This window comes from Stenotrophomonas sp. STEN225, from assembly GCF_056756445.1.
Window position 1 is genome coordinate 1 of sequence record NZ_JBRRBV010000021.1, and the last position, 25,140, is coordinate 25,140.

The window sequence follows — 25,140 nt, forward strand, 5'->3', positions numbered from 1 at the left end:
GTGGGGGGGGTTTTTCCCCGCGTGGTAGGTAAGCCCCCCCCCCCCCCCCCCCCCCCCCCCCCCCGCCCTACTCAGGCGATCCATGAGCATGGCCACCGCGGAGGGGGCGGCGCGCGATGGCCGGTCTTTCACCCGAACCATGGCATGCTCGGCGCCAAGCCCACCCGGAACCTCCGCCATGCGCCTGTTCACCCGTGTCCTGCCCCTGATGCTGCTGGCCTCCCTGCTGTCCGGCTGCGGCTACAACGCGATCCAGCAGAAGGATGAAGCGGTCAAGGCCAGCTGGTCCGAAGTGCTCAACCAGTACAAGCGCCGCGCCGACCTGGTGCCCAACCTGGTGCAGACCGTGAAGGGCTTCGCCAGCCAGGAAGAGCGCGTGCTGACCGAAGTCACCAACGCCCGCTCGCGTGTCGGCCAGATCAACGTCAACGCCGATGACGAAGCCTCGCTCAGGCAGTTCCAGCAGGCCCAGGGCGAACTGGGTAGCGCGCTGTCGCGCCTGCTGGTCGTCACCGAGAACTACCCGGTGCTCAAGTCCGACCAGAACTTCCGTGACCTGCAGGCCCAGCTGGAAGGCACCGAGAACCGCATCACCGTCGCCCGTGGCCGCTACATCCAGCAGGTGCAGGACTACAACACCTACATCCGCTCGTTCCCGCAGGTGATCACCGCCAAGCTGTTCGGCTACAAGACCAAGCCGAACTTCACCGTAGACAACGAAGCGCAGATCTCCAACGCACCGGCGGTGGATTTCGGCAACGCGCCGCAGCAGCCGGCGCCGCAGCCGAGCCACTGACCGATGCGCCTGGCCACTGCGCTGCTGGCCCTGCTGCTGTGGCTGCCGCTGGCGTCGCTGGCGCAGCAGCTGGCGCCGATTCCGGCGCTGGATTCGCCGGTGGTCGACACCACCGGCACGCTGGATGCCACGCAGAAGCAGGCGCTGGTGCAGCAGGCGCTGGACCTGCAACAGCGCAAGGGCAGCCAGCTGCAGGTGCTGGTGGTGCCCACGACGCAGCCGGAGGACATCGCGCAGTACACGACGCGGGTCTTCGACCAGTGGCAGATCGGCCGCAAGGGTGTGGATGACGGTGTGCTGCTGGTGGTGGCCAAGGATGACCGGCGCGTGCGCATCGAGCCGGGCTACGGCCTGGAGGGTGCGATTCCCGATGCGATCGCCAACCGCGTCATCCAGGAATACCTGGTGCCGCGTTTCCGCAGTGGCGACTACGCCGGCGGCATCACCGATGCCACGGCGGTGCTGGTCAAGCTGATCGACGGCGAGTCGCTGCCGGCGCCGGTCAGTGGCCAGCGCGGGCGCGAGGCCGACGGCGGTGGCGATACCTGGATCCTGGCGCTGTTCATCGGCGTGTTCGCAGGCACGGTGCTGCGGGGCGTGTTCTCGCGGGTGCCGCGGCCGGTGCGCGGGCTGCTCGGAGGTGCGGGTGCGGCGGTTGCTGCCTTCCTGTTCACCTCCACCCTGCTGGCCAGTGGCCTGGCGGGCGTCGTGGGCCTGATCGTTGCCATGCTCTCCGGCCACCCGGGCCGCTTTGCCGGCGGCAGTGGCTGGGGCGGCGGCAGCTGGGGCGGCGGTGGTGGTTTCGGGGGCGGCGGCGGTTTCGGCGGTGGTGGCGGCTGGGGCGGCGGCGGCGGCCGTTCCGGCGGCGGTGGTGCTTCGGGAGGTTGGTGATGATCCGTCGTCTTTGCCGTCATCTGTTCTCGCCCTCGGTACGACGGGCGTTTCCCCCCGCCACGCTGCAGGCGATCACCGCGGCCATCGCTGCCGGTGAGCAGCGCCACGGCGGCCAGGTGATGTTCGCTGTCGAAGCCGACCTGCCGCTGCACGCGGTCTGGCGCGGAATCACGCCGCGCCAGGCGGCGGAGCAGGCGTTCGCCCACCTGCGCACCTGGGATACCCGGCACAACAACGGCGTACTGATCTACCTGCTGCTGGCCGACCACGCCATCGAGATCGTCGCCGACCGGGGCCTGAGCGACCGGGTCAGCGCGGCGCAGTGGCAGCGGGTGTGCACCCACCTGCGCGAAGGCCTGCGCGGCGCCAGTCCGGTGGATGCGCTGCGCGATGCGATCGACGAAGTCTCCAGCCTGGTGGAAGGGCACTTTCCGGCCTCGACGCGGTCGGAGGATGACGCGCTCCCGAATGCGCCGCAGATCCTGGGCTGAGCCCCGGTCCCGGGCCGGGTCGGGGCGCTAAAATACCCGTACTCCTGCCAGGCGTCTTCCATGATCTATTTCCACGACATCGACCCCATCGCCCTCTCGCTGGGGCCGGTCAAGGTGCATTGGTACGGCATCATGTACCTGCTGGGTTTCACCGCCGCCTGGCTGCTCGGTCGTCGCCGGATCGCCGCCGGGCGCCTGCCCGGCGTCGATGCCAACGGATTCTCCGACCTGTTGTTCTACGCCATGCTGGGCGTCGTGCTGGGCGGGCGCATCGGTTACATGCTGTTCTACGCGCTGGGCGATTTCCTGCACAACCCGCTGCTGCTGTTCAAGGTATGGGACGGCGGCATGAGCTTCCACGGTGGCCTGCTGGGCGTGCTCGGCGCCTGCTGGTGGTGGTCGCGCAAGCACAGGCTGCACTTCTTCGACACCATGGACTTCATGGCGCCGCTGGTGCCGCTGGGCCTGGGTTTTGGCCGCATCGGCAACTTCATCGGCGCAGAGCTGTGGGGCAAGTACACCGACGGCAGCTGGGGCGTGGTGTTTCCGTCCGGCCTGCCGGCGCCGCTGAACCAGCTTGACCACGCGACCCTGCAGGCGCAGTTCGCGACCGGCGCGCTGAACCAGTACGCACGCCACCCCTCGCAGCTGTATGAAGCCTTCCTCGAGGGGCTGGTGATGTTCGTGGTGCTGTGGGCGGTGTCGGCCAAGCCACGCCATCGCTATCTGGTGGGGGGGCTGTTCGCGCTGATGTACGGTGTCTTCCGCTTCGCGGTGGAATTCGTGCGCATGCCCGACAACGGCATCTACGTAGCGTTCGACTGGCTCACCCGCGGCCAGATCCTCAGCCTGCCGCTGATCGCGCTGGGCCTGGTGCTGCTGGCGATGTCGCGCCGCGCACCGGTACTGCAGCCGCAGCCGCTGGCGGTGGAGGGCAAGGCATGAAGGCCTACCTGGACCTGCTCTCGCACGTGCTGGAGCACGGGACGGAGAAGAGCGACCGCACCGGTACCGGCACCCGCAGCGTGTTCGGCTGGCAGATGCGCTTCGACCTCAACGAAGGTTTCCCGCTGGTCACCACCAAGAAACTGCACCTGCGCTCGATCATCCACGAGCTGCTGTGGTTCCTGAAAGGCGATACCAACATCGGCTACCTGAAGGACAACCAGGTAAGGATCTGGGACGAATGGGCCGACGGCAACGGTGATCTTGGCCCGGTGTACGGCAAGCAGTGGCGCAGCTGGGCCACCGCCGATGGTCGCGAGATCGACCAGATGCAGTGGCTGGTGGACGAGATCAGGCGCAATCCCGATTCGCGGCGGCTGGTGGTCAGCGCCTGGAACGTGGGCGAGCTCTCGCAGATGGCGCTGATGCCCTGCCACAACCTGTTCCAGTTCTACGTGGCCGATGGCAGGCTCAGTTGCCAGTTGTACCAGCGCAGCGGCGACATCTTCCTCGGCGTGCCGTTCAACATCGCCAGCTATGCGCTGCTGACCCATATGGTTGCGCAGGCGACCGGCCTGGGCGTCGGCGATTTCGTGCACACGCTGGGCGACGCGCACCTGTATTCGAACCATTTCGAGCAGGCCCGCGAGCAGCTCTCGCGCTCGCCGCGAGCGCTGCCGAAGCTGTGGTTGAACCCGGAGGTGACCGATCTGTTCGGCTTCCAGTTCGACGACATCCGCATCGACGGATACGATCCACATCCGGCGATCAAGGCGCCGGTGGCGGTGTGAGCGCGATGAAGCTTTCGATGGTCGTGGCGCTGGATCGCAACCGTGGCATTGGCCAGGGCAATGCCATGCCCTGGCACCTGCCGGATGACTTCAAGCACTTCAAGGCGCTCACCCTGGGCAAGCCGATCCTGATGGGGCGCAGGACGGCCGAGTCGATCGGCCGCGTTCTGCCGGGGCGGACCAACCTGGTGCTGACCCGCAGCGGCCAGGTGCCGTTCGAGGGCATGCGCGCGGTGGGCTCGCTGGACGAAGCGAAGGCGATCGCTGAAGGCGAGGGTGCCGGTGAGCTGTGTGTCATCGGAGGCGGCGAGATCTTCCGCCAGCTGCTGGACCAGGCCAGTGACCTGTACCTGACCTGGGTCGATGCCGAAGTGCCGGCCGACACCCATTTCCCGGAGGTGGACCCGCAGCTGTGGCGGGAAACAAGCAGTGAGCCGCATCCGGCCGACGAACGCCACGCCTACGCGTTCCGCTTCGTGCATTACGTGCGCCGCTGATCGCCGTGCACCTGTAGAGCCGAGCCATGCTCGGCTCCCTGAGGGCTCAGCCCTGCGGCGGCGTGCCGGTGCTGTTGCCGCCACCCGTACCGCCACCACCACCACCACCGCGCCGACGGCGGCGACGTGGGCCGCGGTTGCCCGGGTTGGCAGCGGTGTTTCCGCCGCCCTGTTCCTTGCCCTGTGCCGCAGCGGTAGACCGCTCGTGGGCCGGTCGCGCCGGCGGCCGGGCATTCGGAACCGGAGCAGGTACATCGCGGCCGGGCACCTGCACCACGCGCAGCTCATCGGTATCGAGCTGGATCGCGGTCAGCTTGCCGCCCCATACCGCGCCGGTGTCGATGGCGTGCACGCCCTGGGTGATGGTCAGGCCCAGCGCCGACCAGTGGCCGCATACGACCTTCAGGTCGCGCTCGACCCGGCCGGGCACTTCAAACCACGGATACAGTCCCTGTTCCTGCGTGCCGGGCGTGCCCTTGTCCTCGATGCCGATGCGCCCGCGCGGAGTGCAGTAGCGCATGCGGGTGAGCACGTTGATGATCGCCCGCGAACGGTCGTAGCCGGACAGGTTCGGTGCCCAGCTTGGCTTGTCGCCATACATGTTGCGGAACAGCTTGCGGTAGCCCGCGCCGTGCAGTTGCACTTCGACTTCGGCCGCATGCTTTTCGGCCATCTGCGTGGTCCATTTCGGCGCAAGGCCGGCGTGCACCATCATCCAGCCCATCTCGCGGTCCACATGCACCAGCTTCTGCAGGCGCAGCCAGTCCAGCAGTTCGTCACGGTCCTCGGCCTGCACGATGCGCAGCAGGTCCGGATTGACCTTGCGCTGCTCTTCCTCGGTGCGTGCACCGACCGCCAGCAGCGAAAGATCGTGATTGCCCAGCACGACCACGCTGTGCTCGCGCAGCGAATGCACCAGCCGCAGCGTTTCCAGGGATTGACCACCGCGGTTGACCAGGTCGCCGCAGAACCACAGGGTGTCCTGCGCGGGGTCGAAGCGGAGCTTCTCCAGCAGTCGCTGGGTCACGTCATAGCAGCCCTGCAGGTCGCCGATCGCCCACACACTCATCGTCCGGCCTCCGTGTCAGTGCAGGGTACGTGGGATGGCCAGCACGAACGGTGCGACCGGCGCGGCGAATTCGGTGCCGTCATCGGCGACCATGTCGTAGTGGCCCTGCATGGTCCCGTGATCGGTCGCCAGCATGACACCGGACGTGTAGTGGAAGTCTTCACCGGGACGCAGCCGCGGCTGCTCACCGATCACACCTTCGCCATCGACGTGCTCGACGCGGCCGTTGGCATCGGTGATGCGCCAGTGGCGCGCGACCAGCCGCGCGGCCACCCGGCCTTGGTTGTGGATGCGGATCGTATAGGCGAACGCATAGCGGCCGTCTTCCGGCACGGACTGGTCATCGAGGAATCGCGGTGCGACCTCGACGGAAATGGCGTAAACGTCAGCGTCTTCCATACCGGCAGTGTAATCAGGAGGCATTGGCCAAGGCGATGAATTCGGCCACGTCCAGCTGTTCGGCACGGGCATCGGGGCGCACGCCGGCAGCGGCGAACTGGTCGGCCGACACCACGTTGTTCAGTGCGTTGCGCAGGGTCTTGCGGCGCTGGCCGAAGGCGGCCTTGACCACTTCGGCGAAGCGGGCGTGGTCACGGATGCCGACCGTGGCCGGATCATGCGGCACCAGCCGCACCACGGCCGAATCGACCTTCGGCGGTGGCCGGAACGCACCCGGCGGCACCACGAACAGCGAGGTGACGGTGCAGTAGGCCTGCAGCATCACGCTGAGGCGGCCGTAGACCTTGCTGCCGGGGCCGGCTGCCATGCGGTCGACCACTTCCTTCTGCAGCATGAAGTGCATGTCGCGGACCACGGCGGCATGCTCGAGCGCATGGAACAGGATAGGCGAGGAGATGTTGTACGGCAGGTTGCCGACCAGACGGATCGGCTGTCCGGCCGCCAGTTCGGTGAAGTCCACGCGCAGCACGTCGCGGTGGACGATGGTCAGCTCGCCCAGCGGCTCGGCGGCGGCGGTCAGCGGCGCGATCAGGTCGCGGTCGAACTCGATCACCGTCAGTGCCGGATGCACGCGCAGCAGCGGCAGCGTGATCGCTCCCTGGCCGGGGCCGATTTCGACCAGGCGGTCACCGTCCTTGGGATTGACCGCCATCACGATCTTGTCGATGTAGTGGCGATCGGCCAGGAAATGCTGGCCAAGCTGCTTCTTGGCCGGGGCGGTGAACACCGGGCCGGAGGGGGAATGCGGGGAATTCATGCGCTCAGTGTACGTTGCCGCGCAAGCTGCGCACACAGCGTCGTTGCCGCCTGCAGGCTGGATGGATCGGCAATGCCGCGGCCGGCCAGGTCCAGCGCGGTACCGTGATCGACAGCGACGCGCGGGTAGGGCAGGCCCAGGGTCAGGTTCACGGCCTGCTCGAAGCCGGAGTACTTCAGCACCGGCAGGCCCTGGTCGTGGTACATGGCCAGGACCGTATCGAAACCTGCCAGCTTGCCTGGCAGGAACGCGGTGTCGGCCGGCAGCGGCCCGACCAGATCCATGCCTTCAGCGCGCAGGCGCTGCAGCAGCGGGATGACCAGATCCAGTTCCTCGCGGCCGAGGTGACCGTCTTCACCGGCGTGCGGGTTCAGGCCGAGCACGGCGATGCGCGGCGATGCCAGCCCGAACTCGCGGCGCAGCGCGGCGTGCACGGTGCGCAGGGTGTGCTCCAGGCCGGGTGCGGTGATCGCATCGGCGACCTCACGCAGCGGCAGGTGGGTGGTGGCCAGGGCCACGCGCACGATGTGATTGGCCAGCATCATCACCACCTTCACCCCGGCCTGGTCGGCCAGCAGTTCGGTGGTGCCGCTGTAGGCGATGCCGCCCTCGTTGATGACCGCCTTGTGCACCGGGCCGGTGACCACGCCGTGCAGTTCGCCCGACAGGCAGGCCTGGCCGGCGCCGAGCAGGGCGCCGATGACCGCGCCGGCATTGGCCGGATCGGCGTGGCCGAAGCGGCTCGGGACGGCATTGGCCACGACGCGCAGACGCAGGTCGCCCGGGAAGCGGGCTTCCGCTTCCTCGGGCAGCAGTTGCAGGGGCAGGTCCAGCGCGGCGGCGGCTGCGCGCAGGGTATCCGGGTCGGCGAAAGCCAGCAGCCGGCAATCATCGCGCGGCTGCTGGATCAGGCGGATGCACAGCTCCGGGCCGATCCCGGCGGGCTCGCCCGGTACCAGAGCGAGCTCGGGGCGCATCGGTCAGGACTGCGGCGGCGTCGCGGTGTTTTCCGCGCGGTCACCGCTGCGGAAGCTGACGTAGGCTTCGCCACGCAGCTCCTGCAGGAAACGGTTGTATTCGTCTTCCAGCTTGCGGCGGCCGATGGTTTCGCGGACCTGCGCACGCTGGTTGTCGTTGGTCACGTCGGTCTGGCGGGTCGCCACGCGCTGCACGATGTGCCAACCGGCGTCGGTGCGGAACGGCTGGCTGACACCGCCGTCCTGCACGCTCTGGACCTGCTGGCCGAAGGCCGGACCGAACGCATCGGCCGGGAACCAGCCCAGATCGCCGCCCTGGCCCTTGCTGTTGTTGTCCTCGGACGACTCCCTGGCCACCGTCTGGAAGTCGGCGCCGCCGGCAATGCGGGCACGCAGGGTGTCGATCTTGGCCTTGGCGGCCGCATCGGTCTGGTTGTCGTCCACGCGCACCAGGATGTGGCGGCCGTGGAACTCGGTGACGGTATGGGTGCCGGCGGCGGCGCTGGAATCGCGCACTTCCACCAGCTTCAGCAGCTGGAAGCCGCTCGGACCACGGATCGGGCCAACCACGTCACCGGCATTCATCTTTTCCATCAGCTGCGCGAACGCGGCCGGGATCTCGTCCATGCTGCGCCAGCCCAGGTCGCCGCCTTCCAGTGCATTGGGGCTGTCCGAGTAACGTACGGCGGCGGCATTGAAGTCCAGCTCACCCTTGTCCAGCAGGGCCTTCACGCCGTCGGCCTTCTTCTGGCCGGTGGCGATCTGCTCGGCATTGGCGCCGTCGGGCAGGGCGATCAGGATGTGCGCCAAGTGGTACTGGTTGCCGGCGGTGGCCTGCTGCTTCAACGCGGCATCGACTTCGCCCTCGCTGACGCTGATGCGGCTCTGCGCGAAGCTCTGGCGCAGGCGCTGCACGGTGATCTCGTCACGCACCGAGGCGCGGAAGTCGTTGAAATCGATGCCGTCACTTGCCAGGCGCTGGCGCAGCGCGTCCAGATTGGAACCATTCTGCTGGGCGATGGCATTCATCGCCTGGTTCAGCTCCTGGTCGCTGACGCGGATGCCGCTGCCCTGCGCACGGGCCACCTGCAGCTTGACCAGCACCAGGCGCTCGAGCACCTGCCGGCTGAGTACGTCATCCGGCGGCAGCTGGGCCTCGCGGCCGGCGTACTGCGCCTTGATGTTGGCGATGGCGCGCTGGAGTTCGCTCTGCAGGATCACGTCCTCATCGACGACAGCGGCGATGCGGTCCAGCGGCTGCGCCTCCTGGGCAAGTACCTGCAGGGGGGCGGACACGCTGGACACCGCCAGCAGCGAGGCGAGAAGAACGGGGAAGCGCTTGGTCATGGGATCAGATTCGGATCGTAGTCGTCCCGGGTCGTCCCGGTATTGCTGGGGGGCACGAGATAGAGGTCGTCGCGGTTGTAGCCGAGGATAGCACGGCGCAGGGTGCGGTCCGTGTCCTGGCCCAGGGAGCTGAGGCCCTTCAGCACGAACTCCAGCTGGATGGAATTGTTCAGCTCGCCCTCGCGGTTGCGCACGTAGCGGCGGGCCACCGCGCGCACGGCCAGACAGCAGCTGTCCCACTGGACGCCACCGATGATTTCCAGCGGCTTCTTGTCTTCCAGCGAGTAGTAGTAGCGGCCGACCAGGCTCCAGCGGGGGTTCAGCGGGTACAGGAACGACAGGTCGGCCTGCTTCAGCAGGTCGGTGCCGTCCGGGTTGATGCGGTGGCGGTAGGTCAGGTTGACCACGCCATCGTTGGGCATCAGGTAACGGGCGCGGAAGCTGGCCAGGTCCTCACGCTTGTATTTGGGGTCCCACTGGTAGGTCGCGCTGAGGGTCCAGCGGTCGTTGACCATGTAGTTGGCATCGGCGATCCAGGCCGACTTGCCCTTTTCCACCGGCGGGCCACCCGGCACGGCGGTCACCCGCGATTCGTCGAAGTACTGGATCTGGCCGATGGCCGCCGAGAACCGCTCGCGGCCGGTGGTCTGGTCGATGAAGCGGGTGCCCAGCGCCATGGTCAGCTGGTTGGCGTCGTTCTGGCGGTCGGCGCCGGTATAGCGCGAGTCGCGGAACAGCTGGCCCCAGCTGAAGGTGAAGTCGCGGGTATCGAAGATCGGCAGCTCGTCCTGGTTGCGGTAGGGCGTGCGCAGGTAGAACAGGCGCGGTTCCAGGGTGTGCAGGAACGAGCGGCCGCCGATGGTGGTCTCGCGGTCGAAGAACAGGCCGGCATCGATGCTGCCGATCGGCAGGCTGCGGCTGGGCGAGGTGTTGCCGCGCAGCTGCTCGGGGGTAGCGGTGGCCGGATCAACGCCCTGCGAAACCAGCACGTTGCGGCGGATGCTGTCGGCCAGCTGCCGGTCCAGGTCGTAGGCGGTGTAGCGGTAGGCCAGGGTCGGGGTCACGTACCAGGCCGCACCGCTGAACGGCAGCGACACATAGGGTTTCAGGTCCAGGCGTGCGCCGCCGTACATCCGCTGGGTCTGGCCGGTACGGGTGTACTCAAGGTCCGGTCCGGCCTCGGGGCCGTACTTGAAGTTGATGTCTTCATGGGTAAAGCGCACGGCTTCGGCGTACACGCCGGTTTCCAGCCACGACAGGACCGGCTTGTCCCAGTTGAAGTACAGGCGCGGCTGGCGGTTGTAGGCCAGCGCGCTCTCGTTGAGCGTGTAGTCGGTCAGCTGCCAGCGGTCGGCCATGATTCCGGCCGTCCAGTTCTGGCCGGTGCCGTACAGGCCAACGGTGCTCTGCAGGTTCGAGGCGGTCACGCCCACCAGGCGGTTGGCGAAGTCCTCGACGTAGCGCTCGTCGCTGACCCAGGCCAGGTTGGCACGTGCCTGCCAGTGGCTGTCCACGTTGTGGTAGCCGCTGAACATGACACGGCCGCGATCGCGGTAGCGCAGCTTGTCGTTGGGGATGTAGGCGGTCAGCAGTTCGCCGCGGCCGCCGTTGTAGAGGTAGCGGAACTCGTTGTCGAGCATCAGGCCGCGCCGGCTCATGTAGCGCGGCATCAGCGTGTCGTCGTAGTTCGGTGCCAGGTTCAGGTAGATCGGCTGGGTGTAGTCGAACCCGTTGCGCCCGGACATGCCCAGCTGCGGGAACAGCAGGCCGGTCTTGCGCCGGTCGTCGATCGGGAACTTGAAGTACGGTGCCCACAGCACCGGCACCTTGCCGATGCGCAGCACGGCATTGCGCGCCGTGCCGAAGCCCTCGTCGTTGTCCACTTCGATCTGCGGCGCCGACAGCTTCCACACCGGCTGCGACGGGTCGCAGGTGGTGTAGGTGGAGCGGTGCATCTGCCCGACCGCGCCCTGCAGGTCGACCGATTCGGCGTCGCCGTTGCCACGGCGGGACACCAGCTGGTACTGGATGTCGGTGATCTTGTGGGTGTCGCTTTCCTGGTTGCCCTCGGCGCGCTTGGCGACCATCCGGATCGACGCGTCCTGGTAGCGGACATTGCCATCGGCGATGTAGTTGCCGGACTCGGTGTCGAAGCTGAGCTTGTCGGTGCCGACGAACTGGTCGCCGCGACGCAGGGCGACGTTGCCCTCGTACTGCGGCACCGTGGTGGTACCCAGCAGCTGATCGCCCTCGATATCGGTCGGCTGCTGCTCGCGCGCGGCGCTGGCGGCGGCCTTGTCCTGGCCCGGAACCGGGGTCGGGGCGTCGGTGAACGCGGGAATGACGTCGGTTGCCGGGCACAGGCCCCAGTTGAGCGGCTTATCATCGGCCATCGCCGGCAGGCAGACGGCGATGCTCAGAGGCAGGGGAAGCAGGCGGAGGGCTCGGCGCACGCGGTTCGGATTCGGGCGAAAACGGACGGTAGCTTGCCCCATCCCTTGCATAGGGGCAATGAAGGCGGCCCGGTCGCACCGGTTCGGGTTCATCCAGCCGGGGTGGACGCCGCCGGCGACATCAGGGCCTGCACGTGGGCCACGCTGCATTCGGCCAGGGCCTGCAGGTCGTAGCCGCCCTCCAGCATCGACACCACCCGGCCGGCCGCATGGCGACGCGCCAGCGCATGCAGTTCGCGGGTGATCCAGGCGAAATCCTCGGTCTCCAGCATCAGATCCGCCTGGGGGTCGCGCAGATGGGCGTCGAAGCCTGCCGAGATCAGCATCAGCTGCGGGCGGAAGTCGTCGATGGCCGGCAGCATCTCGTCGGCCCAGACATTGCGGAAGCGGAATCCGCCACTGCCCGGCGGCAGCAGGATGTTCATCAGATTGCCCGCGCCACGGTCACGGCGCAGGCCGGAGTTGGGGAACAGGCCGGCCTGGTGGGTGCTGTAATACGACACCCGTGCGTCGTGCTGGAAGATGTCCTGGGTGCCGTTGCCATGGTGGACGTCGAAGTCGACCACCGCGATCCGCTCCAGCCCGTGGCGGTCGCGCGCGTAGGCTGCGGCGATGGCGATGTTGTTGAGCAGGCAGAAGCCCATGGCCGTGCTGCTGGTGGCATGGTGACCCGGCGGGCGCACCGCGCAGAACGCCAGCGGGTCCGCGCCCAGCATCACCGCATCCACTGCGGCCACACCGGCACCGGCAGCATGCACCGCCGCACTGGCCGAGCCGGGCGAGGTCCAGGTGTCCATGTCCAGCTGGCGCAGGGGCACGGTCTGCGGTTGCAGCACGAAGTCGAGCAGAGCGCTGTCGTGGACCCGGCTCAACTCGCCGAACTTGGCGGGTGGGGCCTCGCGCCAGTCCAGCTGGCCGGGGAATGCGCCGCGCAGGGCGTCGAGCACGCCCTGCAGCCGTTGCGGGCATTCGGGATGGCCCGGACCGGGATCGTGCAGCAGGCAGGACGGATGGGTGAAGACCAGCATCGTACGGACTCAGCCCTGCCGGTGCTGGGGCTGCCAGAGCGCCTCGCCCTGCCCATCGGCGCGGGCCAGCACCCGGGCCAGCACGAACAGCAGGTCCGACAGCCGGTTGAGATACTGGAGCGCTTCGCTGCGCACGTTCTCATGGCGGGACAGCGTCACCGTCTCGCGCTCGGCGCGGCGGACAATCGTTCGTGCCAGGTGGCAGCGTGCGGCGGCTTCGCCACCGGCGGGCAGGATGAACTCCTTCAGCATCGGCAGCGTGGCGTTGTAGTGGTCCAGCTGCTGTTCCAGTGCCGAGACATCGGCGGCATGGATCGCGGCATGGCCGGGGATGCACAGCTCGGCGCCCAGGTCGAACAGCTGGTGCTGCAGATGGACCACCAGCGCGCGCACGTCGTCCGGAAGCGGTGTGGCCAGCAGCAGGCCCAGCGCCGCGTTGGCTTCGTCGACGGTGCCGTAGGAGGCGACGCGGGCATCGTCCTTGGCTACGCGCTGGCCATCGCCCAGTCCGGTGCTGCCGTCGTCACCGGTGCGGGTGTAGATGCGCGAGAGGCGATGGCCCATGGCGCAGCTCAGTGCCGGATGTCGCGACGGGCCTGCTGGAGCTTGAGCACCTGCTCCACGGCCAGTTGCAGGGCGGCGGCCAGCGCCACGTAGATCGCCGTGGTCCGCAGGTAGGGGCCGAACCACTGTGCGTAGTTCTGCGCCCAGCCCGCCAGCGTCGGCTCGGCAACGTTGCGGGTGGTCCAGTAGAAGCCCCCCTGCGCAAGCAGGTGGCACAGCGCCACCGAGGCCACCAGCAGGAGCGCACCCTTGGCCAGCACCGGCCAGCGCGCGCCGCGGTAGTTGTGGCCCAGCAGCATGCCGCCGGCCCACAGCGAGAAGTACGCCGGCAGCAGCAGCCAGTAGCCGGGCGACACACAGTAGTGCTGCCAGAAATCCAGCCCCGCGCTGCGGATCACGATCCAGTCGACCAGCACCGCAAACAGCATCAGCAGCGGAAAGGCCCAGCGCGTCCAGCGCGCCAGGTAGAAACCGCCGATGAAGAACACCGCCCAGGAGGCATCGGGGATCGCCGCGAAGTGGTTGACCCGGGTCGCCGCCAGCAACAGCACGAGCACGGACAGGACGAAGGCACGATTGGCGGTGTCGGACATGGCGGCGGGCCCGGAGCGGATTCAGCTTTCATTCTAGCCCGCCGCGCGGGTTGGCGCAGGCAGCGTCGCGTTCGGTGTACAGCCGGGGCGAGCGCGTATCATGAACGCCATGAGTGAACGACATGACGTGCTGATCGTCGGCGGCGGACTGGTGGGTGCCAGCCTCGCCATCGCCCTGGACCGCCTGGGCCGCGACGTGGGCCTGATCGAGGCCAGCCCTGCCGGTGGACTGCCGGCGGTGTTCGACCAGCGCAACCTCAGTTTCGCCGCCGCCACCGTCAACGCGCTGACCGCGCTGGGGGTGATGCAGAAGCTGGCGATGGCGCCGGGGCCGATCCGTCGCATCCATGTCAGCCGCGCCGGTGACTTTGGCCGGGTGCAGCTCGATGCGGCCGATTACAACCGGCCGTGGTTCGGCCAGGTGGTGGTCGCACGTGACTTCGGTCATGCGCTTGAGGCACGCCTGCAGGAACTGCCGCGGCTGCGGCGTTACCGGCCGATGCGTTTCCTCGGCCTGGGCGGGGTGGTGGAGGGCTGTCGCCAGGTGCATGTGGCCGACGACGCCGGCGAGCGCACGCTGCTGGCACGGCTGGTGGTCGGTGCCGATGGCACGGCCAGTGCGGTGCGGGAGGCGCTGGGCATCGAGGTCGACCGCCACGATTTCCAGCAGACCCTGTTCGTGGCCCGCGTGCGCAGCCAGCGTGCGCCCGACGGCACGGCCTGGGAGCGCTTCACCGATACCGGTCCGACGGCCCTGCTGCCGCGTGGCGACCGCCATTTCGGCACGGTGCATGGGGTGGCGCGCGAAGACGCCGACGCGGTGATGGCGCTGGACGACGCAGCGTGGCTGCAGCGCCTGCAGCATGCCATCGGCTGGCGTGCCGGGCGTCTGCTGGAGTCGGGTCCGCGCAGTGCCTACCCGCTGATCCAGGTGCTGGCGCGTGCCCTGGCAGGCGAGCGCGCGGTGCTGCTCGGCAATGCCGCACAGACCATCCATCCGTTGGGCGCGCAAGGCTTCAACCTGGGCCTGCGCGATGCGCTGACCCTGGCCGAACTGCTGGAAGACGATGCAGGCGATGCCGGCAGTGATGCGCTGCTGCGTGCGTATGTGGCCCGTCGGGAAGAGGATCGCCAGCAGACGGTGGCGTTCTCCGGAGGACTGGCGCGCCTGACCAGCAATCCTGCGCCGTTGATGCGCCCGTTGCGCAGTCTCGGCCTGGTGGCCGCGCAGCGCGGTTCGGTGCAGTCGATGCTGGTCGGCGGGGCGATGGGTTTCCGTGGCGTCGTGCCGCGACTGTGCCGCGGAGAAGCCGCATGAACCGCCGCGCGCGCCTGGACGTGGTCATCGTGGGAGGCGGCGTGGTCGGTGCCGCGTGTGCACTGGCGCTGGCCGATGCGGGGCTGGCCGTCGCCCTGGTGGAGGGCCGTGAGCCCGCGCCCTGGCAGGCATCGCAGCCGGACCTGCGCGTGTTCGCCTTCGCGGCTGACAACGTGCAGCTGCTGGACCGTCTCGGCGTGTGGCCTGCGATCGTACAGGCGCGGGCCTGGCCGTATCGCCGCATGCAGGTATGGGATGCCGCGGGAGGCGAGGACCTGCTGTTCGATGCCGACCGCCTGGGGCGTCGCGAGCTGGGCTTCATCGTCGAGAACGGGCTGTTGCAGGATCGCCTGTGGGCGGCACTGCCGGCGGCCGGGGTGCAGCTGCATTGCCCGGCACGGGTGGAGGCGCTTGAGCAGGACGAGGAAGGGGTGCGACTGCGCCTGGATGACGGACGCAGGCTGGAAGCGGCCCTCGCCGTGGCCGCCGATGGTGCCGAGTCGACGCTGCGCGAGCTGGCGGGCATCGACGTGGTGCGCCACGACTATCACCAGCGTGGCGTGGTGGCCTACGTCGACAGCGAGCTGCCCAACCAGGCCACGGCCTGGCAGCGTTTCCTGCCGACCGGTCCGCTGGCGCTGCTGCCGGTGGCCGAGCGCCGCAGCTCGATCGTGTGGACCTTGCCTGACGAAGAGGCGGTGCGCGTGCTGGCGCTGGAGGAGGAGGCATTCAATCGCGAACTGACCCGCGCCTTCGCCGCACGGCTGGGCGAACTGCGCCTGGTGTCGCCGCGCGCCGCGTTCCCGCTGCGCCGCCAGCTGGCCCGCCACTATGTGGCCGGCCGCGTGCTCGCACTCGGCGACGCCGCGCATGTGGTGCACCCCCTGGCCGGGCAGGGCGTGAACCTGGGGCTGCGGGATGTCGCTGCCCTGCGGCAATGGCTGGCGCCGTCAGCCGAGCGCCGTGGCCAGCCGCGCCTGTCGCCGCAGCGCCTGCAGCGCTGGGCCCGCGAGCGGCGCAGCGACAACCAGGTGGCCGCCTACAGTTTCGATGCGATCAACCGCCTGTTCTCCAACGACGAGATGCACCTGACCCTCGCCCGTGGCCGCGCGCTGGGCTGCGTCGGCAAGTGGCCGCCGCTGGTTCAGGCGTTCTGGAAGCGCGCCGCCGGCGTGTGACCACCCCGTTTGGCGGTTGATCCGCCGGTAGCGCCGGGCCGTGCCCGGCGAGCGCGCAGCGCGGTTCATGGAATCCGCCGGGGCTGGGCCCGCGCTACCCCCCGCGGATGCAAAAAAAAATGAGCCGGGACGGTCGGCCCCAAACCCCGGGGGGGGGTTTACCCGCCGTTCGCGCCGGGCGGTGCCGGGCGCGCGCGCAGCGGGGATCATCAACTCCGCGGGGATGGCCCCGCCGCTACCCGCAGCGGATCAATCAATCAGTGCGCCGGACAGGTCGGCACGATCCGGCGCGGCAACGGGACGCCGTTCGGCGGATCATCAGGCCGGTAGCGCCGGGCCATGCCCGGCGGGATCCGTGAACCGGATCAATCAATCAGCCAGCCGGCCAGGTCGGCACGATCCAGCTTGCCGCGGCGCTTGCTGTCCAGCGCGGTGAACTCATCGGCCAGTGCAGGATTGGCCTGGGCCTCCGCACGGCTGATGAAGCCATCACCGTCGGTATCCAGCGCGGCAAAGTGGATGCGGTACTGGCCGGTCACGCTGCTGGGTTCAACCGAGCGCACCGTGACCTGGGCCTCCCCTGCGGGCATCGGAATATCGACACTGCCGGTGACCCGTCCGGCATTCAAGGGCTGCTGGCGGATGGCTCCGCCGGTCGGACCCAGCGGTTGGCTCTGCGCGGGTGTGGGCGGCAGCTGCTGCGCCAGCACGGGGGACGTGGCCAGCAGGGCAGCCAGCAGCACGGGCAAACGCGGACGGTACATGACGGACTCCTGGCGGGCGTTGACGGAAGCGTACCCGGGGCATCCTGTGCGGGCGATGACCCTGCCGCGCATCACCGCATCGGCGACGCCAGCACGGTGATCTCTTCGCGGTCGTGATAGAGCTGCTTGGCACGCACTTCCAGAGACGTGCCAGCCTGCTCCTGGAACAGGTCCAGGCACAGCCGGGTCTCGTCCCAGCGCTTCTTCATCGGCAGTTTCAGATTGAAGATGGCATGCCTGCACCAGCCTTCGCGGAACCAGGTGGCCATGCGTTCGGCAACGCGGCGCGGTTGCTCGACCATGTCGCACACCATCCAGTCCAGCGGCTGCTCCGGGTGCCAATGGAAGCCATCCGCGCGCAGGTGCTCGACCAGGCCGGTATCCAGTACGTGCTGGCGCAGGGGGCCGTTGTCGATGCTCAGCACCTGCATGTGCTGGCGGGTCAACACCCAGGTCCAGCCGCCCGGTGCCGCCCCCAGATCGGCCGCGCGCATGCCGGGTTTCACCAGTGCCTCGCGTTCTTCCGGCGCCAGCAGCGTCAGCAGGGCTTCGTCCAGCTTCAGCGCCGAACGCGAGGGGGCCTCCGGCAGCAGTTTCAGGCGCGGAATGCCCAGTGCCCACGGTGCGCTGTCGGCGGGGTCGGCCACGCAGATGAAGGCGTGGGTGCCGTCCACGAACACCACGTGCAGGCGTGGCAGCCGTGCATTGGGCTTGTCGCTGAGCTTGCCGGCCTTGCGCAGCGCCGGGCGCAACGCGTTGCCGAACGCACGGGCGAGCCCGGACAGTGGCTTGCCGGCATCCGAATCCGGATGTTCGACCCACAGATCACCAAAGCGTGGCGCATCGGCCAGCACCTCCAGCATCGGCGTGATGCGATCGGCCGGATCCAGCTGCGGCAGTTCAGCCAGCACCACCAGCTTCTGCCGCGCGAAGATCAGGCCGCGCCACGGCAACCGCGGTGCCAACGCGGCCGCTTCGTCGCACATGAACAACACATAGCCGTCATTGCGCTGGGTACGTGCGTAGCCGGCGAACCCTGCCTCACCGGCGCGGAACTGCAGTTCGCCGGCCAGCTCCGGCTCGAAGCCCTGGCGGCACAGGCACAGCAGGCCGATGCCGGTTTCAGTAACGGGCGCCATCGCTTTCCCCATAGGCGCGCAGCACGCTGCGTGCGGCGTCGCGGTTCAGGCCCTGCACCACCTCGATGCCACGCTTGTTGAGCTCGCCCACCCAGTCGGCCGGCAGCGGGCCTTCGTCGAACGGGGTCAGTTCCTCTACATCGGCGGCACTGGCGCCGATCAGCAGGCGGTCGATGCCGGCCCACACCGTAGCGCCGTAACACTGGCAGCACGGCTGCGAGCTGGTGGCCAGGGTGACCGGCGACAGCACGGCATTCAGGCGCGGCGTCTGCAGGCGCTGCTGGGCCAGCATGTAGGCCATGTTCTCGGCATGTGCCAACGAGGTGGCATGCGGCATCACCCGGTTCACGCCGGCGGCGATCACCTTGTCGTCCGGACCGAACACCACGGCGCCGAACGGACCGCCGCTGGCGTGCTCGACGTTCTGGCGCGACAGCTCGATGGCCAGCGCGACCTTGGCCTCATCGCCCGGATATCGACGATCCAGGTCGATCTGGTCGTGGATCCAGGCGGGAAGGGTCAGGTGGACTTGCGCATACAGCATCGCGGGGGTGCCTCGTGTGGGATGGGAAAAGTGCGGTTGCTTGGGAAACCGGCGCGCAGTGTAGCCGCACCGGCCTGTACCGGGTGTGGGCGCGTCAGCCGGGTGAGCCGGTGCGGATCACCACGTACTGCTTGCGGAACTCCAGCCCGGCCTGCGGCCAACTGGCGGCATACGCGCGCAGCAATGGCAGGGCAGGGGCGAAGTCGTGGCCATTGACCCGACAATCGGCCTCGCACAGGCCATCGGCATCGCGCGAGGCGAACAGGCGGATGGCAAGGAACTGGCGCGCTTTCAGCAGCTCGTCGAAGGCGTCCATGCTCCTGGTGAACAGGCAGCAGGGGCAGGAACCGTGGTCGTCCTCACTGCATGTGGCGACCTCCACCTCCTGCGCGCGGTAGTGGGCCAGCGGCCCCAGCACGACGGTGCGCCCGTGTTCCTTGCCGTCATCACCTGCTGGATAGGTCAGGCCCATCATCGGCAGGCCCTGCGCGTCGTCGGCGCCCACTGCGGTCTGCAGGGTGGCCAGGTCCACCCGCACCCAGGCCTGGAAGCCGGACAGCAGCGAGGCCTGCTCATCGGCGCCGTTGGCGTGCTGGTACTCGAACAGGCCATCGGCGAACAGGGTGGGGTGCTGCGCCCCGATGACCGTGGAGGTCTGCCAGCCACCGTTGTCGCGCGCGTGTGCTGCCATCGCATGCGGGGTCAGGCGCAGGCCGCTGTCCAGCACCAGCGCGCCGCCGTCGACGCGGCTGGCGATGCCAGCGTCCTGCAGGACCTGCTGCAGCAGCGGGAGGAGGGCGGTGGACGTCGTGGTCATGTCAGGCCTGTGGATGGATCGGGTGGAGCATCCAGGCCGGGCCGGGTGCTAGTGATCGAGTGCTTCGCGTTCTGCGCGATATCGCCGTGCGTCGGATTGCTGCTGCGGATCGTTGCCATGATCACGCAGCCAGGTATCCAGTTCGCGGCGATAGTCCGCGCGGAAATCGGCGTTGTCCGGGCTGAAGTGCAGCTTGCGTGCGGCCACCTCCACCCGCTCGCGCGCGCTGGCACGGGCCTGGGCGATGCCGTGCGGTGATTCGGTGGTGAGGATGACGAAGTTGCGCGGAAAGCCCGGCGTGTACTTCACCACGAACGGCTGGTCCTGAGCCGGGATGCGGATCGCGTTCTCCAGCGGCCACAGCGAAGCGGTGTTGGTGTGGAACACCACCTCCACGTCGCGACCTTCGGCGGTGCGCAACACCGCTTCGTAGCGCCAGATGTACTGTTCGTTGAGCGTTGAATTGGTTTCCTCGGCCTTCACGATCACCGCTTCACCGCGCTCGCCCACCGCATTGAGGAAAGTGGCGTTGAGGAAGCTGCCGAGGAAGATGTTGAGCATCGCCAGCGGAAACACCACGATGGCGTAGACCGGTGAACGCCGCCACCACGAGACCAGCGCGGCCAGCCCCATTGCTGCAAAGAAGGTCAGCAGCGGATGCTGCGAGATGAACCAGAGCAGGGCGGACAGGGCGGTGATCATCGTCGCGGGCGTGCGGGCGCCGTGTCGGCGCCCGCGCAGGTCTTCAGGCCGACCAGGTATCGCGCAGCGTCACGCTGCGGTTGAACACCGGCTTGGCTTCGGTGTGGTCGCGGCGGTCGGCAACGAAGTAGCCGGTGCGCTCGAACTGGAACGACTGCTCCGGCGCGGCGCTGGCCGCGGCCGGCTCGACATAGCCGGTGACGGTGCGGCGCGATTCCGGATTGAGGTAGTCGCGGTAGGTCCTGCCTTCCGACTCGTCGTCCGGGTTCGGCACCGAGAACAGCCGGTCGTACAGGCGGATCTCGGCCGGAACGCCGTGCACGGCGCTGACCCAGTGAATGGTGCCCTTGACCTTGCGGTTGGCCCCTTCCATGCCGGGGCGCGACTCCGGATCCAGCCAGCCGCGCAGCTCGGTGATGGTGCCGTCGGCATCCTTGATCACCTCATCGCAGCGGATGATGCCGGCACCACGCAGGCGCACTTCGCCGCCCGGCACCAAGCGCTTCCAGCCCTTCGGCGGTACTTCGGCGAAGTCCTCGCGGTCGATCCAGACCTCGCGCGCGAACGGCACCTGACGGCTGCCGAAGCTCTCGTCCTTCGGATGGTTGCTGAAGGTGAGCTGTTCTTCATGGCCTTCGGGCAGGTTGGTCAGCACCAGCTTGAGCGGGTCGACCACGGCCATGCGGCGCGGTGCGGCGCCGTCGAGGTCTTCGCGCAGCGCGCCTTCCAGCACGCTGAAGTCGATCAGCGAGTTCTGCTTGCTGATGCCCACGCGTTCGGCGAACAGGCGCATTGCCGCCGGGGTGTAGCCGCGGCGACGCAGTCCCTGCAGGGTCGGCATGCGCGGGTCCTCCCAGCCGTCCACCAGCTGCTCGGTGACCAGCGCCATCAGCTTGCGCTTGCTCATCACCGTGTAGTTGATGTTCAGGCGCGAGAATTCGATCTGGCGCGGCTTGGCGGCTTCGCGCGGCAGGCCGGCATCGACCAGCGGCTGGGTCAGTGCGTCGTCATGGGCGAAATCGACGTTGTCCACGCACCAGTCGTAGAGCGGGCGATGGTCCTCGAATTCCAGGGTGCACAGCGAGTGGGTGATGCCCTCGATCGAATCGCCCAGTGCATGCGCGAAGTCGTACATCGGGTAGATCGGCCACGCGTTGCCCGTGTTCTGGTGCTCGACATGCTTGATGCGGTACAGCGCCGGATCGCGCAGGTTGATGTTGCCGCTGGCCATGTCGATCTTCGCGCGCAGGGTGCGCGCACCGTCCGGGAATTCACCGGCACGCATGCGGCGGAACAGGTCGAGGTTCTCCTCGACACTGCGGTCGCGCCACGGCGAGGGACGGCCCGGCTCGGTCAGGGTGCCACGGTAGGCACGCACTTCCTCGGCCGACAGGTCACACACATAGGCCTTGCCCTGCTCGATCAGCTTCTCGGCGGCGAGATAGTAGGCCTGGAAGTAATCGGAGGCGTGGCGCAGTTCGTTCCACTCGAACCCCAGCCAACGGACATCATCCTGGATGGCGGCCACGTACTCCGGGTCTTCCTTGGCCGGATTGGTGTCGTCGAAGCGCAGGTTGCATACGCCGCTGAACTCGCCGGCAATGCCGAAGTTCAGGCAGATCGACTTGGCATGGCCGATGTGCAGGTAGCCGTTCGGCTCCGGCGGAAACCGGGTCTTGATCGCCTGGTGCTTTCCGCTGGCCAGGTCCTCGCGCACGATCTGGCGGATGAAATCGCGCTTTTCGTGGCTGTCGGCGGGGGTCTCGGGGCTGGCGGGGGTGTGCTCGGACATGAGGCTGGGCGAAAAAGGGCAGAAAGACCAACAGTCTAGCGCGTAAGGGGAAGGGCTGCCGGGGTTGCGCCCGCGCTACCGGGCGCAGGGGGGGGCCAGGGGTAGCGCCGGGCCATGCCCGGCGAGCGCAGCGGCGGCATTCAGCGCCCGGACGTATGCTGGAGGCCTCTCCCGTGGAGCCGCCCCATGCACATCGTGTACAAGGCCGACAATCTGTTCGACGCCCACCTGGTGAAGCACGCATTGGAAGATGCCGGCATTCCTGCCTTCGTGTTTGGCGAGCAGCTGCTGGGGGGCATGGGCGAACTGCCGCTGTTTGGTGTATTGAGGGTCGGCATCCCCGACGCCGCGCGGGCCGAGGCTGAAGGCATCGTCGCCGGCCTGGACTTGGGCCACGCCGCCGACGCCCCCATTTCCGATGCAGACGACATTGCCGGCCTTCCGGCGTAGGAGCGCATCATGTTGGGAATCGGACAGGGCATCCTGGGCATCGGCGCCTTCAAGCAGCGCCTGCCGCGCCCGGAAGAGGCGCTGCCAGGGCGTGATCAGCCACTGCCGCTGCACAGCAACCAGCACTTCGTGAACAGTCACCCGCTGAAGGACCGCTTTGCCGGCCTGCAGCAGATCCGTTTCGCGCTTGGCTGCTTCTGGGGAGCCGAGCGCAAATTCTGGTCGGAGCCGGGCGTGTACAGCACGTCGGTCGGCTATGCCGGCGGCGTCACGCCGAATCCCACCTATGAAGAAGTCTGCTCCGGCCTCACCGGCCACACCGAAGTGGTGCAGGTGGTGTTCGATCCGAAGGTGGTGAGCCTGGAACGGCTGCTGCAGCTGTTCTGGGAAAGCCACGACCCGACCCAGGGCATGCGCCAGGGCAACGACACCGGCACCCAGTACCGTTCGGCGATCCATGCCACCGACGAAACGCAGTACGCCGCTGCGCTGGCCAGCCGCGAGGCCTACCAGGCGCAGCTGGACGCGGCCGGCTATGGCCCGATCACCACCGAGATCGTGTTCCCGGCGCCGGAGTACTACTATGCCGAGGACTATCACCAGCAGTACCTGGCGAAGAACCCGAACGGTTACTGCGGCATCGGCGGCACCGGGGTGAGCTGCCCGATCGGGCTGGATGTGGAGGCGCCGCGCTGACGCGCGGTGGTCCGCCTGCGGCGGGCAGAAGCTCAATCAACTGCCGAAGCCAAAGCCAGAGCCAAAGCCAAAGCCAAAGCCAAAGCCAAAGCCAAAGCCAAAGCCAAAGCGGCTCTGGGTTGCTGTGAGTAGGGCGGGGCGGTGTGGGTCGGCAGGATACGCCCTGAACCCATCCATGGGGGCTCGATGGCGCCATCCATGGCGCCAACGGTCCTGCCAACCCACACCACCCCACCTCCGACAGTTTCCCGGTGACGGTGGGCAAGAGCGTGGGTTACTGACGAACTGAAGGAAAACAAGAAGGACGCGGCCTTCGCCGCGTCCTTTTTGTTTGATCCTGCGGTGTCTTTTGTAGAGCGGAGCCATGCTCCGCTCCGAGCAAGCGAAGCGCGCGACCCGCTGTTGCTCTTCCTTCTTCCTTCCGTGGCGGGCAGCCACAGGAAACTGTCGAAGGCAGGGTGGGTAGGCCGTGCAGGGGCGTGAGCCGCATGGATGCGGCGACCGAGCTTACATGGACGTACTTGCAGCGTCCCCTGCACGGCCTACCCACCCTGCCAAACGCACGACCCGCCTTTCGCGACCGAGCCCCCGCCACGAGGGGCTCAGCCGTTGGCTGGAACCCTTACAGCGCCGCGCGGATCCGCTCGCGCAGCGCTTCCAGATCCTTGGCGAACGCCTCGATACCGGTCGCCAGCTTCTCGGTCGCCATCGGATCGGCAGCCAGATCCGCCGCAAACGTCGCCGCATCGATCGGGGTCACCGCCACGCCGTTACCCTCACCGGGCACCAGCTTGCGCGGCAGCTCGCCGTGATCGGCGTCGAGCTTCTCCAGCAGATCCGGCGAAATGGTCAGGCGGTCGCAGCCGGCCAGCGCCTCGATCTGTGCGGTGGAACGGAACGAGGCGCCCATCACCACGGTCGGCGAACCACGGCGCTTGAACTCCGCATATACGCTGCGCACGAACTTCACGCCCGGGTCCTCATCGATGTTGGCCGGGGTCTGGCCGTTGGCCACGTACCAGTCAAGGATGCGGCCGACGAACGGCGAGATCAGGAACGCGCCCGCTTCGCTGCAGGCCAGCGCCTGGGTCGGGTTGAAGATCAGCGTCAGGTTGCAGTCGATGCCCTCGGCCTGCAGGATCCGCGCCGCTTCCACGCCTTCCCAGGTCGCGGCGATCTTGATCAGGATCTTCTCGCGCGGTACGCCGGCATCGGCGTACATCTGGATGAACTGGCGGGCCTTGGCCACGGTGGCGGCGGTGTCGTACGCCTGGTCAGCATCCACCTCGGTGGACACGCGGCCCGGCACCAGCGTGCTGAGCAGCGCGCCGACGCCGATGGTCAGCCGATCGGCCACCGCATGCACCACGGCCTCGCGGTCGCCGCTCTGCTGACGGCCCCAGGCCAGTTCGCGCTCGATCAGATCGGCATAGACCGGCAGGTCCAGTGCCTTCTTCACCAGGGTCGGGTTGGTGGTGCAGTCCACCGGCTGCAGGCGCTTGATCGCCTCGTAGTCACCGGTATCGGCAACGACCACGGACAGTTCGCGCAGCTGGGACAGTTTGGACGAGGTACTCATTACGGCTCCTGGTACGGGGAATCGGATCGCGCGCAGTGCGCAGCGGAGATCAGGGACGGTCGTTGTGCACTGCGGTCACGCGCAGGCGCAGCTTGCGACCACCGGGTGCAGTCCAGTCGATGCTCTGGCCGACCGACAGGCCGAGCAGGGCACTGCCGACCGGGGCCAGCACGGAAACCTTGCCTTCATCGACGTTGGCTTCGCGGGGGAAGACCAGGGTCAGGACGTGCTTCTCGCCTGAGACCCCATCTTCGCACTCCACGCGGGAATGCATCATGACGATGCCTTCGGGAATCTGGTCCGGCGCCAGCACGGTGGCCCGGTTGAGTTCTTCGGCAAGCGCGAGCGCGGCAGGCGTCTGGCTCAGCGCAGGGGCTTCGAGCATGGCCTCCAGGCGGTCCATGTCGAAGGTTGAGACAGTGATCGACGGCGGCAGGCCGCTGGCGGTGTTCATGTAAAACTCCTTGGTTGAAAACCATGCAAAAGGCGGCGCCTGCTGG

At 68.0% G+C, this 25,140-nt stretch carries 27 protein-coding genes; 10 read left to right on the plus strand and 17 right to left on the minus strand.

The annotated features are described in order from the left end of the window. Positions 1-178 precede the first annotated feature (178 nt). The 6 genes from ACVOJ1_RS16890 to ACVOJ1_RS16915 are packed head-to-tail and all read left to right on the plus strand — an operon-like array spanning position 179 to position 4,414. Entirely contained in the window at positions 179-796 is a 618-nt protein-coding gene (locus ACVOJ1_RS16890; RefSeq protein WP_346480683.1) for a LemA family protein, read from the plus strand. A 3-nt stretch (positions 797-799) separates the two neighbouring features. Beyond that, positions 800-1,687: a TPM domain-containing protein gene (locus ACVOJ1_RS16895; RefSeq protein WP_346480684.1), complete on the plus strand. Its 888-nt coding sequence runs from the start codon at positions 800-802 to the stop codon at positions 1,685-1,687. Then, the gene (locus ACVOJ1_RS16900) at positions 1,687-2,181 is read left to right on the plus strand and encodes a TPM domain-containing protein (RefSeq protein ID WP_065182836.1); all 495 of its coding nucleotides are present in this window, start codon (positions 1,687-1,689) and stop codon (positions 2,179-2,181) included. The genes ACVOJ1_RS16895 and ACVOJ1_RS16900 overlap by 1 nt, the downstream gene beginning before the upstream one ends. A gap of 60 nt (positions 2,182-2,241) precedes the next feature. Beyond that, positions 2,242-3,126, plus strand: coding sequence for a prolipoprotein diacylglyceryl transferase (gene lgt, locus ACVOJ1_RS16905; RefSeq protein ID WP_346480685.1), 885 nt, complete (start codon positions 2,242-2,244; stop codon positions 3,124-3,126). Next, positions 3,123-3,917, plus strand: a complete 795-nt coding sequence (locus ACVOJ1_RS16910) for a thymidylate synthase (RefSeq protein ID WP_253119360.1) — start codon at positions 3,123-3,125, stop codon at positions 3,915-3,917. The genes lgt and ACVOJ1_RS16910 overlap by 4 nt, the downstream gene beginning before the upstream one ends. 5 nt (positions 3,918-3,922) lie before the next feature. Beyond that, the gene (locus ACVOJ1_RS16915; RefSeq protein ID WP_277381419.1) at positions 3,923-4,414 is read left to right on the plus strand and encodes a dihydrofolate reductase; all 492 of its coding nucleotides are present in this window, start codon (positions 3,923-3,925) and stop codon (positions 4,412-4,414) included. 46 nt (positions 4,415-4,460) lie between these two features. On the opposite strand, the gene ACVOJ1_RS16920 is transcribed toward ACVOJ1_RS16915, so the two are convergent. The 9 genes from ACVOJ1_RS16920 to ACVOJ1_RS16960 form a co-directional block, all read right to left on the minus strand. Beyond that, positions 4,461-5,483 (minus strand): symmetrical bis(5'-nucleosyl)-tetraphosphatase, encoded by a 1,023-nt coding sequence (locus tag ACVOJ1_RS16920; RefSeq protein WP_065176227.1) that lies wholly within the window; start codon positions 5,481-5,483, stop codon positions 4,461-4,463. Between the two features lie 15 nt (positions 5,484-5,498). Next, positions 5,499-5,882 carry a Co2+/Mg2+ efflux protein ApaG gene (gene apaG / locus ACVOJ1_RS16925; protein WP_053519676.1) on the minus strand — a complete coding sequence of 128 codons (384 nt, stop codon included), beginning with the start codon at positions 5,880-5,882 and terminating at the stop codon, positions 5,499-5,501. 13 nt (positions 5,883-5,895) lie between these two features. Further along, positions 5,896-6,699, minus strand: a complete 804-nt coding sequence (gene rsmA, locus ACVOJ1_RS16930) for a 16S rRNA (adenine(1518)-N(6)/adenine(1519)-N(6))-dimethyltransferase RsmA (protein WP_065182841.1) — start codon at positions 6,697-6,699, stop codon at positions 5,896-5,898. Further along, on the minus strand, positions 6,696-7,676 hold the full coding sequence (pdxA, locus tag ACVOJ1_RS16935) for a 4-hydroxythreonine-4-phosphate dehydrogenase PdxA (protein WP_253119352.1): 981 nt from the start codon (positions 7,674-7,676) through the stop codon (positions 6,696-6,698). The genes rsmA and pdxA overlap by 4 nt, the downstream gene beginning before the upstream one ends. Before the next feature lie 3 nt (positions 7,677-7,679). Then, a complete protein-coding gene (locus ACVOJ1_RS16940; protein ID WP_053519673.1) occupies positions 7,680-9,023 on the minus strand; it encodes a peptidylprolyl isomerase in 1,344 nt (447 codons plus the stop codon). Beyond that, positions 9,020-11,476, minus strand: coding sequence for an LPS-assembly protein LptD (lptD, locus tag ACVOJ1_RS16945; RefSeq protein ID WP_346480686.1), 2,457 nt, complete (start codon positions 11,474-11,476; stop codon positions 9,020-9,022). Before lptD ends, ACVOJ1_RS16940 begins: the two co-directional genes overlap by 4 nt. Before the next feature lie 89 nt (positions 11,477-11,565). Then, positions 11,566-12,504 (minus strand): histone deacetylase family protein, encoded by a 939-nt coding sequence (locus tag ACVOJ1_RS16950; protein ID WP_346480687.1) that lies wholly within the window; start codon positions 12,502-12,504, stop codon positions 11,566-11,568. 9 nt (positions 12,505-12,513) lie between these two features. Beyond that, positions 12,514-13,068 (minus strand): cob(I)yrinic acid a,c-diamide adenosyltransferase, encoded by a 555-nt coding sequence (locus ACVOJ1_RS16955; protein ID WP_193396231.1) that lies wholly within the window; start codon positions 13,066-13,068, stop codon positions 12,514-12,516. Between the two features lie 8 nt (positions 13,069-13,076). Next, a complete protein-coding gene (locus tag ACVOJ1_RS16960) occupies positions 13,077-13,661 on the minus strand; it encodes a hypothetical protein (RefSeq protein WP_053519669.1) in 585 nt (194 codons plus the stop codon). 109 nt (positions 13,662-13,770) lie between these two features. Between ACVOJ1_RS16960 and ubiH the strand changes: the two genes are divergently transcribed. Together ubiH and ACVOJ1_RS16970 are read left to right on the plus strand one after the other, a co-directional pair. Further along, positions 13,771-14,979 carry a 2-octaprenyl-6-methoxyphenyl hydroxylase gene (gene ubiH / locus ACVOJ1_RS16965; RefSeq protein WP_065176232.1) on the plus strand — a complete coding sequence of 403 codons (1,209 nt, stop codon included), beginning with the start codon at positions 13,771-13,773 and terminating at the stop codon, positions 14,977-14,979. Beyond that, positions 14,976-16,157: a UbiH/UbiF family hydroxylase gene (locus ACVOJ1_RS16970; RefSeq protein WP_065176233.1), complete on the plus strand. Its 1,182-nt coding sequence runs from the start codon at positions 14,976-14,978 to the stop codon at positions 16,155-16,157. The genes ubiH and ACVOJ1_RS16970 overlap by 4 nt, the downstream gene beginning before the upstream one ends. A gap of 365 nt (positions 16,158-16,522) precedes the next feature. On the opposite strand, the gene ACVOJ1_RS16975 is transcribed toward ACVOJ1_RS16970, so the two are convergent. The 6 genes from ACVOJ1_RS16975 to ACVOJ1_RS17000 all read right to left on the minus strand — a co-directional run bounded on the left by ACVOJ1_RS16975 (position 16,523) and on the right by ACVOJ1_RS17000 (position 21,915). Next, positions 16,523-16,921 (minus strand): EF-hand domain-containing protein, encoded by a 399-nt coding sequence (locus ACVOJ1_RS16975; RefSeq protein WP_065182845.1) that lies wholly within the window; start codon positions 16,919-16,921, stop codon positions 16,523-16,525. Between the two features lie 71 nt (positions 16,922-16,992). After that, on the minus strand, positions 16,993-18,060 hold the full coding sequence (gene rlmM, locus ACVOJ1_RS16980; protein ID WP_065176234.1) for a 23S rRNA (cytidine(2498)-2'-O)-methyltransferase RlmM: 1,068 nt from the start codon (positions 18,058-18,060) through the stop codon (positions 16,993-16,995). Next, entirely contained in the window at positions 18,044-18,604 is a 561-nt protein-coding gene (locus tag ACVOJ1_RS16985) for a nucleoside deaminase (protein WP_065176235.1), read from the minus strand. The genes rlmM and ACVOJ1_RS16985 overlap by 17 nt, the downstream gene beginning before the upstream one ends. 94 nt (positions 18,605-18,698) lie before the next feature. Beyond that, positions 18,699-19,421: a DUF6348 family protein gene (locus tag ACVOJ1_RS16990; RefSeq protein ID WP_346480688.1), complete on the minus strand. Its 723-nt coding sequence runs from the start codon at positions 19,419-19,421 to the stop codon at positions 18,699-18,701. 48 nt (positions 19,422-19,469) lie between these two features. Further along, positions 19,470-20,123: a hypothetical protein gene (locus tag ACVOJ1_RS16995; RefSeq protein ID WP_346480689.1), complete on the minus strand. Its 654-nt coding sequence runs from the start codon at positions 20,121-20,123 to the stop codon at positions 19,470-19,472. Between the two features lie 43 nt (positions 20,124-20,166). Further along, positions 20,167-21,915: a glutamine--tRNA ligase/YqeY domain fusion protein gene (locus tag ACVOJ1_RS17000; RefSeq protein ID WP_065176238.1), complete on the minus strand. Its 1,749-nt coding sequence runs from the start codon at positions 21,913-21,915 to the stop codon at positions 20,167-20,169. Positions 21,916-22,101: 186 nt separating this feature from the next. On the opposite strand from ACVOJ1_RS17000, the gene ACVOJ1_RS17005 reads away from it, so the two are divergent. Then, the gene (locus tag ACVOJ1_RS17005; RefSeq protein WP_053519109.1) at positions 22,102-22,365 is read left to right on the plus strand and encodes a putative signal transducing protein; all 264 of its coding nucleotides are present in this window, start codon (positions 22,102-22,104) and stop codon (positions 22,363-22,365) included. A gap of 30 nt (positions 22,366-22,395) precedes the next feature. Further along, a complete protein-coding gene (gene msrA / locus ACVOJ1_RS17010) occupies positions 22,396-23,061 on the plus strand; it encodes a peptide-methionine (S)-S-oxide reductase MsrA (protein WP_053519160.1) in 666 nt (221 codons plus the stop codon). Positions 23,062-23,683: 622 nt separating this feature from the next. Here msrA and ACVOJ1_RS17015 read toward each other — a convergent pair. Further along, complete coding sequence (locus tag ACVOJ1_RS17015; RefSeq protein ID WP_065182848.1) at positions 23,684-24,640, minus strand: transaldolase; 957 nt, start codon at positions 24,638-24,640, stop codon at positions 23,684-23,686. A gap of 49 nt (positions 24,641-24,689) precedes the next feature. Next, entirely contained in the window at positions 24,690-25,094 is a 405-nt protein-coding gene (rnk, locus tag ACVOJ1_RS17020) for a nucleoside diphosphate kinase regulator (RefSeq protein WP_053519113.1), read from the minus strand. Positions 25,095-25,140: the final 46 nt, after the last annotated feature.